Source organism: Paucihalobacter sp., from assembly GCF_036825875.1.
Lineage (GTDB): Bacteria > Bacteroidota > Bacteroidia > Flavobacteriales > Flavobacteriaceae > Paucihalobacter.
In genome coordinates this window covers 3,897-17,822 of the sequence record NZ_DAISXK010000054.1, presented here as the reverse complement: position 1 = coordinate 17,822, position 13,926 = coordinate 3,897, and the positions used below count along the sequence as shown (strand labels likewise).

The window sequence follows — 13,926 nt, the reverse complement described above, 5'->3', positions numbered from 1 at the left end:
TTCCAGACTTTCATTTTAATTTCAAAAAGCCGTCATCCTTTTTCTATTTAACAGGTGGTTTTGTCTTTTTTGCAGTTATTGCTTTTATTATTGAAGTCGTTTTAATCGTAAAAGCAAGTCTAGCAGCTAGAGATGGAAACTTGTATAATTATCCATTTACCATCAATTTTTTCAAATAAAATTTAATCATCATAAATCAATCAATCAAAAAATGAACATTCACAACTAAAAAAAGAATTAACAAATGAAGATAGAAAACACAAAAGCACAAATGCGAAAAGGTGTTCTAGAATACTGCATTTTATCGGTCTTAAAAGATGATGATGCATATGTAGCCGAGATTTTAGACACCTTAAAAGACGCAAAATTGCTGGTGGTAGAAGGCACAATCTATCCCTTACTTACGCGCTTAAAAAATGCTGGGCTATTAAATTACAGATGGGAAGAATCGACCTCAGGACCACCAAGAAAATATTACGGTCTTACCGAAACAGGAAAATTATTTTTAAACGAACTTAACAATACTTGGAGTGATTTACAGCATGCTGTAAACTTAGTTACACGTCAAAAAAACAAAAACAATGAATAAAACAGTCAACATAAATTTAGCCGGTATATTTTTTCACATTGATGAAGATGCCTATCTTAAATTACAACGCTACCTCGAAGCGATAAAACGCTCGTTTACTGATTCGCAAGGCCGATCTGAAATTATTGCGGATATTGAGGCTCGTATTGCTGAATTATTTAATGAGCATCTTCAAAATGAAAAACAAGTTGTTTCCTCAAAACTGATAGATCAGGTAATCACTATTATGGGGCAACCTGAAGATTATCTTGTTGATGAAGAAATATTTGAAGACGAACCACATACCAAACAAGCACAACGCCCGTCCAGAAAATTATTTAGAGATACAGACAATTCCTATATTGGTGGCGTGTCATCAGGTCTAGGACATTATTTAACCATAGATGCTGTTTGGTTGCGATTATTTTGGATAATACTAGCCTTAGGCTCCGGCGGTACATTCATTTTCATCTATCTTTTATTTTGGATTTTAGTTCCAGAGGCTAAAACCACTGCCGATAAACTAATGATGAAAGGCGAAGAAGTGAACATAAGTAATATTGAAAAAAAAATCAAAAAAGGATTTGATAATGTTGCCGATTCAGTTAAAAATGTAGATTACGAAAAATACGGCAATAAGGTAAAATCAAGTTCTAAAAGCTTTTTTGACACTATTGGAGAAATTTTGATGTTTTGCCTAACCCTATTTGCTAAATTCATAGGCATCATATTGATAATAATTGGCGTAACTACTTTAATAAGCCTGCTTATTGCACTTTTTACTGTAGGCGTTACCGATATAATTAATATACCAGGAATGGATTTTCTTAAGGTTGCCAATGCAGCCAATGTACCGATCTGGCTTATATCTGTTTTAGTGTTTTTCCTTGTTGGCATTCCCTTTTTCTTTTTGTTCTATTTAGGTTTAAAAATTCTAATCAACAACTTAAAATCTATAGGAAACATTGCTAAATACTCTTTATTGGGTATTTGGATTGTTTCAATTTTAGGACTCATTATTATAGGTGTAGTTCAGGCAAACGAAAAGGCTTTTGATGCCAATACAACTACTACCCAAACGCTGAATATTAAAAGTGGCGATACTCTTAACCTTAAAATGCAAAGTGAAAGTCGATACAGTAAAATTTTAAACAGACTATCGTACGTCTCGAGTATTAAATTGGTTTATGATGAAGAAGACCAACAACAAATTTACAATACCAATGTGCGTTTGATTGTGAAATCTACTAAAGACTCTTTGGCTTACATTACCGTGACCAAAAATGCATATGGCAAAAGCTATCAAATTGCGAAAGACCGCGCTGCTGCCATTGATTATAATTTCAAATTAGAAAACAATCAATTGCTTTTAAATGGTTATTTAACAACAGCTGCTGAAAACAAATACAGAGACCAAAAAGTTGAAGTAGAATTATATTTACCCGAAGGCAGTATTTTATACGCGGATAAAAACACTTACACCTACCACCGAAATAGTAGTTATTACAATGATATTCTGAAAAATAATTATGAAGAACATTATTTGGAAATTATCACGAACGACATCAAATGTTTAGACTGCAAGGAAAAGGAATTAAACATTGATATCGATGTTCAAAACGATACAACGGGTGTAATAATCGATAATCAAGGTATAAAAATCAATTCTGAAAATTCAGCTTTGCAAATAGATGATAAAGGCATTAAAGGCGAGTCGAAAAACATCAGGGTTAATATAAATGAGGACGGCGTAGAAATCAAATCAAAAAATAATTAACCATTCAGGACTTAAATTTTACAATTCAGAATAACAAATTTAGAATAATAAAAACAATCATAAATATTTGAACTATTAATCAACTAAAAATCAATTTAATCATGGCAACCTTATCAAAAATTATTGTTTCAAGTCTTTTAGGACTTCTATTTTTATCTTGTTCATTTAACGGCAATTCGGTTTTTGGCGTTAGCGGTAATGGTGAAGTAAAAACGGAACAACGAGCTGTTTCAGAATCCTTTCATACTATTGAAGCCAGTAATGGTTTAGATGTTTATATAAATCAAGGCAATGAAGAAAGCATATCTGTTCAAGCCGATGAAAATCTTCACGAACTTATAATCACTGAAATTAACGATGGTATTTTAAAAATAACAACCTCAAAAAATATTGGCAATGCTTCGGCAAAAAAAGTCATATTAGACGTCGTGAACATTAAAAAAATAAAAGGCACCAGTGGCAGTGATGTTTTTTCAACCAACACAATTACCGCCGAAAATTTAGAGATTTCCGCCAACAGCGGTAGTGACATTCATTTATCCATTGAAACCGAAACAGTAAATGCGAAAGCATCTAGTGGTAGTGATATTAAATTAGATGGAACCACCAATAGCCTAACTGCGCAAGCTTCTAGTGGCGCCGACATAAAAGCCAAACAATTGATTGTGGGACAAGTAAACGCCAAAGCAAGCAGCGGATCAGACATTACAATTACAGTAACTAACGAACTTGAAGCCAATGCCTCGAGCGGTGGAAGCGTAAAATATTATGGCAATCCTACAATTATTTCAAAAACGGACGATGTGGTTAGAAAGGGCAATTAGTACTCTATATATCAGTATTATAATACTTAAATCCTAGATATATTTACTTATAATTATCAACCATTTCGAACTCAATTCGCAGTTTGGGATGGTTTTTGTATATATTTGTTTAGAGTAATAGCAAATAAAACAAAATGAATAAGTTTACATATGCTGCAATATTATTTTTGAGCATTTCTCTTGGTAGTTTTGCCCAAGAAAAAATAAAAGGGGACAGAAACGTTACCATCGAACAAACCTATGTAGATAATTTCAACACTCTAATTGTTGGTAATAATTTAAATGTTCAAATTGTATATAATAGTAGAACTTCCGTAGAAGTCGAAGCCGATAGTAATCTTCATGAAGTTATTCAGTTTGAGGTTTTAAATGGTGTTTTAAACCTGACAACCTCACAACAAATTACGAGTTCAAAAAAAGTATTACTTACTATCAATTACAACGAAAATTTGCAACACATTGAAGCCCGAGATGATGCAGAGGTGCGCTCTCTTACCTCTTTAGAATTGAAAGAGGTAAGCCTTAAAACATCGGGCGACGCTAAAGCTTATTTGAATATAAGAGCCACAAATTTTTCTTATAATAGCATAGATAAATCAAGGTCACGTTTGAATGTAGTAGCCGATAGTACTAATTTTTTAATTAGTGATAATTCTAAAATTGAGGCCTTAATTAACTCTAAAACTTTTAATATCGATTTATATCAACGTGCCTCCGTTTCAATTGAAGGTGATATAAAAAATGCAATTATGCGTATAGATAATTCTTCAAGTTTAAATGCTAAAAATCTAACTGTTGAAAATTGCACAATCAAAGTTGAAGGTAGAAGTACCGCCGTTGTCAATGTTTCAAAATTAATAGAAATAGAGGCTGCAGATAATAGTGAAATTTACCTCTATGGTAATCCAAAAATTGAAATGAAAGAATTTCTTGGATCAGCAAAACTTCTTAAAAAAGAACAATAATTTTATTTATTGAGATTCTGTATTTTCAAATCAAATTCTATTTCAATTAGATTTGAAACTTTCACAGTTCCTAACATTTTTCTAGGCGCTTCTAAATTGAAATTTTCAATATCAATCGCCAAAGTACCTTTAAGGCTTGTGATTTTTTCTTCTTTTATAATGTGCACTGGCACGGTAAAAGAATTGGTAACACCGGCAAGCGAAATATCAACCTTAGCAGTTGATACCTGAGCCAAAGCATGTGGTTGAACCGTTTTTAAACTTAATTGAATATGCGGGTACTCATCGGACTTAAGGAGTTTTCTTAGATCCTTATTCATCATATTATTACCGCAGTCAAAACAATCGTTTTCTAAAATAAGAAAAGTGTTTTTAAACTTAAGGCTATTATAATCTTGTTCAAAATCTACTATTATAGGTTGATCTATATTTGAGATTTCGAAGACACAACTAAATTTACTGATGTTTGTTTTACCTTGAATTTTAAGTGAACTTTGAGGTAAAACTTTGATCGTGGTCACCTCAAATATATCGGAATTATTAGACACATCATTACTTGGCAACACAGTTAAAAACGATAATATTAATAGTAGAAATTTCATCACTAAAAATTGATATAGTTATATTTAAATATAATAAAAAAGTCTCATATTGAACGCGGTTTATTTAAAAATAGCTTAATATGAGACTTTTACTTTACTTATTTTACTAGAAACTAATAACTGTTTCTAACATAAATCCGTCAAATTTACCATCGTTAAAAATACTTTCAGAATTGTAGCCATCATGTTTTTGACTTACATATTCTATTTTGGCCATAATATTTCTGGTTAAAAACCAGCCAGCAGATAAGTTGAATCTTGAAATCTCAATGTCATCTCCGTTCATTTCTTCACCATCTACTTTGTTATATCTTGTACCAAGATAATATTTTTCATTTTGACCAAATCTATAGATTAACTCCCCAGCTAATTGAGTTGCGGTTCTGTCTTCAAGTTCGCTATTGGCTTTACCGCTTGCAGTTTCATACGTTCCAAAGAATTCTAAGCCTTTATATTTCACAAATGGGTTAAACATTATAGCCGTAATTTCGTTTCTTAAGTTTGGATTATATCTACCAGATCTGAAATTTCCAGCAGGTGTAGCGTCTTCATTTTCTAATACTAAATAATATCTAGAACCTGCACGATCGGCACTGTACAAGAAAGAGTTTCTTACAGCACCTGTGTTGTAGATAGATCCCGTTAATCTAAATCTAAAATCATCGTTAAATTTCTTGTCGTAACCTAATTTTGCTATAAATGACGCACCACCAGTGTCAGGATTAGCAACATCTTGGTTTAATTTACCATTGGTAAAACCAACCATACCAATAAAACCGCTTCTTTGGTAGTACAATTCGGCACCAACTTCAGTAGTAAATGCATCCATAATTAGGTTACCAACAAACGGGTTATACATGGCTTGAGCGTTATCACTTCGTCTAAAATGTGCATCACCATAGTTGTTTTCCATATGACCTATTTTAAAGGTAGCGTATTTCATGAAGCCTTCCATAAAACCTTTACGCACAAAATCTAATTTATCTATTTGAAGATACCCACCTTTCACATACGGTTCTGGGTGGTGACGTGATGACAAATAAGTTCTTAAATGCATACGAACACCGTCCATTAATACAACATCTAAATCTAGGTTTGCAGTAGCCAAGTTAAAATTGCCTCCAATTTCTTTTAAAGCAACTGCTCCCGAATTTTCGTGACTTATGTCTTGATATTGAAGTGTTGACTGGCCACCAACTCTTACATTGATTCCATCAAAAGTACTAATAGAATCCTTTGGTGCTTCAAACACGTTAATGCCGCGTTGGTCTGGTTGTCTATAGTTATCTAAATCCCTTTTACTTTGCCCGTAGAAGTTAAATCCGGTTAACATGGCTACAAGCACTGCGACTAATTTTAATTGTGTTCTCATAATTGTATTTGTTTAGTTTTATTGGTTTTTATTTTTATTTCAGTTTAGTCTCGAATACTATATTTACCTCATCACCAGTTTTAATGGTACCTAATAAAGCTGTTGGTGGTTCAACATTGTAATCCGTCATTATTATTTTCTTTTCACCTTTTAGGGTGATAACATTATTATTTGTAGTCATATTGAAAGAAAGCGTAATCGGTTTGGTTACACCATTGATTGTAAGCTGCCCTTGAGTCGTAAGTTTGTATTGATTTTCACTAACTTTTTCTTTAGAGGTTGTGCTTCCATAAACATATTTAATCTGCTTATGCGTTTTAGTATTAAGCGCTTTATATGTGTTTTTGTCCATGCCATTTTTACCGCTTTTTAAGGCTTCGGCTGTCACAATAATTTCTAATTTAGAGATTTCCGCATTAGTGGCATCTTTAAAAGATATCGAGCCCTTTTGTTCATCGGCATTCATTTCCCAATCATGAACATTTGAAGTTCCAAAAATTTTCAGGGAAGAGTCGCTTTGATTTAGTGTGAAGTTTTGTCCTATAGCTAAAAATGAAAAACTAAATAAAACAGTTATTAATAATACTTTTAATCCGTTTATTGTTTTGTATGAAGTCATAATGAATCGTTTTTTTTAATTACGGTACAAAGTTGACGCATCTGTTCCTATGAAAAAACGATATTCATCATACATATACTTAAGGTTATGATTTAAAACATTTTACTGATTTAAGCGCACAAAAAAACCGAAGCAATAACTTCGGTTTATAATTTGATTTTTAATATTGTGCTAGTTGTAAGTAGAAGTACTTACTTCAAAGGTGCTGTCAGTAGCTGCTAAATAACGTTCGGCATCTAACGCAGCCATACAGCCGGTTCCCGCTGCTGTTATGGCTTGTCTATATACATGATCGGCAGCATCACCGGACACAAAAACACCTGGAATATTGGTTTTAGCACTTCCAGGTTTATTGATGATATACCCCGTTTTATCTAGTTCTAAAAAGTCCTTGAAAATCTCTGTATTGGGTTTATGACCAATGGCCACAAAAAATCCAGTCGCAGGAATTTCCGTTAATTTACCTGTGATATTGTTTTTCACTCTAACACCGGTAACTACCTGCCCATCACCAAGTACTTCTTCAGTTTCTGTGTTATAAAGTATTTCTATATTTGTAGTGTTTTTAACGCGTTCCTGCATAATTTTAGAGGCTCTAAATTCGTCGCGTCTAACTAACATGGTTACCTTTTTACAAAGTTTAGAGAGATAGTGAGCTTCTTCGCAAGCAGAGTCACCTGCGCCAACTATTACAACATCTTGGTTGCGATAGAAAAATCCGTCGCAAATCGCGCAAGCAGAAACACCACCACCAAGTTTTAAGTATTTTTGTTCTGAAGGTAATCCCAAATAAATAGCTGAAGCTCCTGTTGAAATAATAATTGTGTCTGCGTGAATTTCAATTTCGTTATTAATCCAAGCTTTATGAACCTCGCCAGAGAAATCAACTTTCGTTACCCAGCCATGACGTACATCTGTACCGAAACGTTCTGCTTGTTTTTGTAATTCTATCATCATTTCTGGACCAGTTATACCGTCGGGATAGCCTGGAAAATTTTCAACTTCATTGGTGGTTGTTAATTGTCCACCTGGCTGTTCACCTTGATATAATACGGGAAACATGTTTGCTCTAGCCGCATAAATGGCAGCTGTATAACCTGCAGGTCCAGATCCAATAATTAAACATTTTATCTTTTCTATTGATTCGCTCATTTTTCACATTATTTAGTCTTACAAAAGTAGAATTTTAAAAATTAAACTTACAGAATTGAAGTTAAAAGATGTAATGATTTATTAAATGTCCAAAAAATAAAATTTAAATATCATATTATTTTTTGTACCTTTTGTTAACTAAATAAAACTTATACCCATGAAACTTTTTTCTTACTTACTGCTTACCTTGCTCATTTTAGCTTCTTGTGAAGAAAAAAAAGAAGTAATTGAGCAACCTGTTAACAAAACCGAAAATAAATCGTTAAGCCTTGAAGGCACCTGGGAATTGATAGGATATTATAATTATCAGGGCAATGAAGTTGTAAATGTTTTTGAAGCAAACGACGACGTTCAGCAAATAAAAATGTACACCAAAGGTCATTTTATGTGGTCTAAAAAAGTGCCTAAAGATTCCACTGAATGGCATGGATTTGGAACTTACGTACAAACGGATAGCACACTTTCAGAAACTGTAAAATACGGATCGGCAGCCATGCAAAATTTAACTTCAGTTTCAGATCAATTTTTCTATCAATTAGAATTAGATAAAAATTCTTATTCACAAATTGTTACTGATGACGAAGGTTACAGAATTTACTCTGAAAACTACAAAAGAATAGATTAACCTTTGATACTTAATATTCAACTTTCGGCTTCGTTTAAATTGCGCTTTTTAATTTAAACCCCAAACCAATGGTAAAACGAAATAGACAATTAAGGAAAGCAGCACAATTGAAATTACATTCATCCAAAATCCTTTTTTAACCATATCATCTATTTTTAAATAACCCGAGCCAAAAACGACGGCATTCGGAGGCGTTGCTACTGGTAACATAAATGCGCATGAGGCGGCCACCGTTGCAGCTACCAGTAAAATATAAGGATGCACATCTACCAGCGCAGCCATTGATACAAGAACAGGGAGTAACATGGCTGTAGTGGCTAGGTTTGAAGTTATTTCAGTTAAAAAATTAACGGATGCAATTAAAATAAATACGAGCAACAATATTGACACATTGGTTAATGAGGTCATTTGACCGCCAATCCATGCGGCAAGACCGCTAGTTTCAAATCCTAGCGCCAAAGCCATACCGCCGCCAAACAATAACAAAATACCCCAAGGTAATTTAACAGCATCTTCCCATGTTATTAAGGGTACATTTTTCTTTCCTGAAGGCAATAAAAATAACACAACAGAAGTGATGATAGCGATAATCGTATCATCTATGGCTGGAGCAATCTTAACCAATACAAACGATCGGGTTATCCAAGCTATAGCAGTTAATGCAAACACCACTAAGATTAATTTTTCTTCAAAAGAGACACTTCCGAGCGCTTTCAATTGTTTAATAATTTCGGATCTACCACCTGGAAATTGCTTCGATTTAAATTTGAAAGCGAACTTAGTTAAATACAACCAACAAACAAATAATAACAGTACACACACAGGAAACCCGAAACTAAACCATTGATAAAATGAAATTTCAGTTCCATATGATTTTTCAACAATACCTGCCAATACGAGATTTGGTGGCGTTCCTATTAGCGTTGCCATGCCACCGATGGAAGCGCTGTAAGCAATAGCTAACATAAGCGCTTTTCCGAAGATTAAATTTTCATCTTCATTAGTATTTGGGTTGTCTTGTAGTTGAAGTATGATGGCGATACCAACAGGCAAAATCATCACTGCCGAAGCAGTATTAGATATCCACATGGATAAAAATGCCGTAGCCATCATAAAACCTAAAATGATTCGATTGACATTGGTACCTACAAGTTTAATAATATGTAAGGCAATACGTTTATGTAAATGCCATTTTTCTATCGCAATGGCTAGAATAAATCCACCGACAAATAAAAAAACATATTTATGACCATAGGATGCGGTGGTTTCGCTCAGTGATAAACCCCCAGATAGCGGGAATAAAATTATTGGTAACAAAGCTGTTACCGCAATAGGTATTGCCTCTGTAATCCACCAAACGGCAATCCAGATTGTCGATGCCAAAATAGATACAGCATCATTGTTTAATCCATCGGGTTCGATAAAAAATTTGATGACTATAAATAAAATCGGTCCTAGAAAAAGCCCAATCCTTTTCTTTGATAAGCTCATAGTGATGGTATTAATTATAAATTAAATCTGCGCCATTTTGAGAAGCTGGAATATAATTATGATCTGTATTTTCGATGATATCGAAATTCCAATTAAAATTTAAATTATTAGTTTGGGCTAATTGCTCCGAAAATAAAAAAAAATTAATCGCTCTATCCTTTCTATTGGTGCCTTGGGCATCTGCCATTTCGTTTCTTCTTAATCCTGATTCGTTGGGATTATTATCATTTGCTCCAACCTGCACATAAATTTGTTTTGAAAACAGGCTATTCAAATTTAGGGTTTCAAGTGGAGAATCTTTAAATCCGTAAGGAAACACAATTGATGTATTTGGAAATGTGTACCACCCAGAAGCAGAAATCACGGCTTTGTTGATTCGAGCATTAGGTTTAAACATCAAAAATCGATGTGCAAATTGTGCACCAGCCGAATGACCAAACACATCGTAAGTTGTATTACTGTTATTTATTTGGGCTCTCACATGATCAAATAAGGGTTCGATGATTGAATAGGTCCATTCACTTTCAGGATTGAGTGTTGCTGGAGACGGATTATCGCCGTCTACAAACACATTCCCTAAATTATATTGGTCGCCAGAAGGGAAATTCTGGATTGAAAATTCTGGGGTAATCACAATAAAACCAAATTGATCTGCTTTACTTTGCAGGGCATTTCGGTAATCTCTGGCATTTCGGCCAGCACCGTGAAACACGAATAAAATTGGAGTTGAAGCTGATTTGTTTTCAGGAATATGATAGTAAATTCGCATGACTTTATTAAAACTTCCCATTTGATAATTAAATTCAAATAAACCCTGGCCAGTGGTTGTTTCGTTAAAATCAAGGTTTGGAATATTCGGATTGGTATCATCACTCTCACTGCAAGAACAAACCGACACTATTAAAACCATCAAAGTGAACAAATGTTTATGCCAAAATAAATCTGTCATATCTCAAATAAAATTTTGTGAGTAAATAACGCCCAATTTTACCTATATTTATAATACCAATTTTTTTAAAATATGAATACCAATCACAGATTTTCCATTGAGCGCATTTCTAAAGAATTCCAAAAGCAACACAATGAAAAACATAAATATATTGAATTATACCGAGCCATCAAACAATGCATATTAAAAGTAGAATTGCCTAATGATTGGTTAATGCCTTCAACTAGAGAATTAGCAACCGAACTCCATCTGTCCCGAACCACAGTTCTAAAAGCCTACGAATTATTACTATTGGAAAAATTAATTACCTCAAAACCTGGATCTGGTTATAAAATAAATTACAGTCCAGAAACCGAAACTAACAAAGTAAACCCTAAAAAAAGCACTCCAAATAAATATAATTATCCAAATATTTCGGAACAAGGGCAATCTTACTTGAAAAATATTTCGCTTATTAATAGGTTACCAAATGATCATTTGGCATTTAGACCAGGATTACCACCAATTGATGTATTTCCTATAAACCAATGGAAAAAACTTCTTAATTCTTATTGGCGACATGTAAAATCGTCTGGGCTGTCTTATTCTCAAGCTACAGGATTAGAAGAGCTCAAAAAAAGCATTGGTAATTACCTCAACATTAGCAGAAATATTAAATGTAATCCAGAACAAATTGTGGTGGTTTCAGGTTCGCTACAATCGTTATTTTTAATCGCGAGTACCGTGCTCAATAAAGGAGATCAAGTAGTAGTTGAAAATCCGATTTTCCCAAATGTTCACTCCGTGTTTAAAAGTTCGCAAGCTCATTTAATTTGTGCCTCATTAGATGAAGAAGGTATTGATATTAGTGGCGTCAACATTTCAAACAGGAACAAACCTAAACTCATTCATGTCACTCCTTCCAATCATTATCCGCTTGGCATTAAAATGAGTTTAAAACGCCGACAAGAGTTATTAGAATGGGCGTCTCATAACGGTAGTTTAATTATTGAAAATGATTATGAAAACGAGATTGCAAACTTTAACCAAACCATCCCCACTATATACAGTTTAGACCAAGAAGACCGTACCATTTATATGGGAACTTTTAACAGGTTATTACATCCATCCATAAGACTTGGATATATGATTGTACCACAATACTTAATGCCAGCTGTTGAGGCATTACAAGAGCACTCACACAGATTTGTTTCACCATCTATCCAAGTAGTCATGAATCAATTTATTGATAAAAATTATCTCTATCAACACATTAAAAATTGTTTAACTGTAGCCAAAGAAAGACATCTTCTTTTCTGTGCTGAATTTTCCAAACATGTAAAATCTATGCATTTACAAGAAAGACCATTTTCAAGTTTTCACGTGGTTGCATATTTCAATGAACCCAAGACGGCCAAAGAAGAAATCGAGATCATCAGGCACATCAAAGCTCAAGGAATAACGGTATTTTCTTTAAGCAAGTGTTATATTGATTCACCAGAAAAGACTGGATTTATTTTGGGATACTCAGCAGTGAGACCAGCTATCTTAAAACGCAAAATTGAAAAATTGGGTACATTGCTGTAGTTTTTAAATTGGTATTTTGTTAATTCTAAAACTGGTATTAAACAGAACGCTTTTCATGTTCTAATTTTATAAATTATTAGCCATAATATTACACTCTTTAAAATATATTAACTCTAATTCTATTAATTATGAAGCACTTTTACTTTTTATTATTTTTTTGTTCAACATTAAGTTGGAGTCAGGTTTCCATATTTTCCGAAAATATGGGGACTGCCTCTGGGACCCTTGCAATAGAGGCTAATGTCTTCGAAAATTCAGACGTCACTTTTTCTGGAAACGCTGATACCCGATCAACGGGTTCATCAGATGGAACCTACACGGGAGCATCGGGAGGTAGAAATGTATTTTTTGGAACTGGTGGCGGTATCAATAACAGGGATTTTGTCATTTCAGGCATCAATACAGAAAATTTTACTGATGTTCAATTGTCTTTCGGAATGAACTCCAACGCAAATCTCAGTTTGGTGGTAGAATTCAGCACCAATGGCGTTGACTTCACTGCAATTACTTATCCAGCTGTTGAAACAGCAGGCTGGAAACTAATCACAATTACAGATATTAATTTACCGTCGGTTCCTAGTTTAACCTTAAGATTCAGCAAAGATGATGGTACCACTTACAGAGTGGATGATGTATTACTAACGGGTAATGCCACCGCGCCAATATTAACAGCGTCAACTAGTTCTTTAACAGGAATGTCTTATGTTTTTGAAGCCGGACCGTCTTCATCTGAATCATTCTCGCTCACTGGTGTTAATTTAAATGGAAATGATGTTATGGTATCCTTACCAGGCGGTTCGAATTTTGAAATTTCAAGTACTGCTGGCGGTACTTACGGTTCAAGCTTGACCTTAACAGCATTTGACGGCAGCGAAGCAGATGTTTTTGTAAGATTAAATGTAGGTCTTGCTGTAGGTAATTACAGCGATGAGGTTACCATTTCTGGAGGTGGCGCAGACGCCATAACTGTGAATGTATCCGGTGAGGTAACCGAAGATATATTTCTAATTTATGAGTTTACTGGAGACCAATTAACCGCAACTCAATTTCCAGAGAATGCTACAGTTTCTGAATTTCAAGTAACTGGAGGAACTCCAACTTTTGGAACCGCTCAAGCATCTACATGGACAGGTTCAGGAGTACCATACGCTCAAAGTGGACAAGGCTGGACAGAAACCAGTTCAGATAGCGCTAAATACTTTTTCTTTACACTAGACGCAGATTCTGGCTTTGAAATAGATATTACTAACATATCTTTTGAATGGAGAGCTACCGCCAACGGACCATCAGCCATCGCAGTAGAAATTAATGGTGTTGAAATTTCTAGTTTTGATGCCATAAATGACAATACCTCACTCTTTTCTGCTGCAGTTTCCTTAGAAAATCAAACAGAAATAGAAGTGCGTATCAACGGAT

Annotated in this window: 13 protein-coding genes and 1 pseudogene; 8 read left to right on the top strand and 6 right to left on the bottom strand. The window is 34.1% G+C overall.

All coding sequences use genetic code 11. The features are described 5' to 3' along the window. The 5 genes from V7Z48_RS12185 to V7Z48_RS12165 form a co-directional block, all read left to right on the top strand. Positions 1–179 (top strand): DUF4870 domain-containing protein (locus V7Z48_RS12185; protein WP_334113814.1); only part of this gene is annotated, 179 nt, incomplete at its 5' end. Positions 180–244: 65 nt separating this feature from the next. Next, positions 245–589, top strand: coding sequence for a PadR family transcriptional regulator (locus tag V7Z48_RS12180; RefSeq protein WP_334113813.1), 345 nt, complete (start codon positions 245–247; stop codon positions 587–589). Next, positions 582–2,345 (top strand): PspC domain-containing protein, encoded by a 1,764-nt coding sequence (locus V7Z48_RS12175; protein ID WP_334113812.1) that lies wholly within the window; start codon positions 582–584, stop codon positions 2,343–2,345. The genes V7Z48_RS12180 and V7Z48_RS12175 overlap by 8 nt, the downstream gene beginning before the upstream one ends. Positions 2,346–2,446: 101 nt before the next feature. Then, positions 2,447–3,169: a head GIN domain-containing protein gene (locus V7Z48_RS12170; protein ID WP_334113811.1), complete on the top strand. Its 723-nt coding sequence runs from the start codon at positions 2,447–2,449 to the stop codon at positions 3,167–3,169. Between the two features lie 134 nt (positions 3,170–3,303). Then, positions 3,304–4,134 (top strand): GIN domain-containing protein, encoded by an 831-nt coding sequence (locus V7Z48_RS12165; protein ID WP_334113810.1) that lies wholly within the window; start codon positions 3,304–3,306, stop codon positions 4,132–4,134. Between the two features lie 2 nt (positions 4,135–4,136). Here the strand turns inward: V7Z48_RS12165 and V7Z48_RS12160 are convergent, their stop codons facing one another. The 4 genes from V7Z48_RS12160 to trxB form a co-directional block, all read right to left on the bottom strand. Next, complete coding sequence (locus V7Z48_RS12160) at positions 4,137–4,736, bottom strand: YceI family protein (protein WP_334113808.1); 600 nt, start codon at positions 4,734–4,736, stop codon at positions 4,137–4,139. A gap of 106 nt (positions 4,737–4,842) precedes the next feature. Further along, positions 4,843–6,108, bottom strand: a complete 1,266-nt coding sequence (locus tag V7Z48_RS12155; protein WP_334113807.1) for a hypothetical protein — start codon at positions 6,106–6,108, stop codon at positions 4,843–4,845. A 34-nt stretch (positions 6,109–6,142) separates the two neighbouring features. Further along, positions 6,143–6,727, bottom strand: coding sequence for a YceI family protein (locus V7Z48_RS12150; RefSeq protein ID WP_334113806.1), 585 nt, complete (start codon positions 6,725–6,727; stop codon positions 6,143–6,145). A gap of 171 nt (positions 6,728–6,898) precedes the next feature. After that, complete coding sequence (trxB, locus tag V7Z48_RS12145) at positions 6,899–7,879, bottom strand: thioredoxin-disulfide reductase (protein WP_334113805.1); 981 nt, start codon at positions 7,877–7,879, stop codon at positions 6,899–6,901. Between the two features lie 157 nt (positions 7,880–8,036). Between trxB and V7Z48_RS12140 the strand changes: the two genes are divergently transcribed. Further along, positions 8,037–8,504 carry a hypothetical protein gene (locus V7Z48_RS12140; protein WP_334113804.1) on the top strand — a complete coding sequence of 156 codons (468 nt, stop codon included), beginning with the start codon at positions 8,037–8,039 and terminating at the stop codon, positions 8,502–8,504. Positions 8,505–8,552: 48 nt separating this feature from the next. Here V7Z48_RS12140 and V7Z48_RS12135 read toward each other — a convergent pair whose 3' ends face one another. Then, positions 8,553–9,995: an SLC13 family permease gene (locus V7Z48_RS12135; RefSeq protein ID WP_334113802.1), complete on the bottom strand. Its 1,443-nt coding sequence runs from the start codon at positions 9,993–9,995 to the stop codon at positions 8,553–8,555. Positions 9,996–10,005: 10 nt separating this feature from the next. After that, positions 10,006–10,944 carry a hypothetical protein gene (locus V7Z48_RS12130; protein ID WP_334113801.1) on the bottom strand — a complete coding sequence of 313 codons (939 nt, stop codon included), beginning with the start codon at positions 10,942–10,944 and terminating at the stop codon, positions 10,006–10,008. Between the two features lie 72 nt (positions 10,945–11,016). Here V7Z48_RS12130 and pdxR point away from each other — a divergent pair, with 72 nt between their 5' ends. Together pdxR and V7Z48_RS12120 are read left to right on the top strand one after the other, a co-directional pair. Continuing rightward, on the top strand, positions 11,017–12,510 hold the full coding sequence (gene pdxR, locus V7Z48_RS12125; protein ID WP_334113800.1) for a MocR-like pyridoxine biosynthesis transcription factor PdxR: 1,494 nt from the start codon (positions 11,017–11,019) through the stop codon (positions 12,508–12,510). 128 nt (positions 12,511–12,638) lie between these two features. Next, positions 12,639–13,926: pseudogene (locus V7Z48_RS12120) on the top strand (hypothetical protein); the annotation flags it as partial.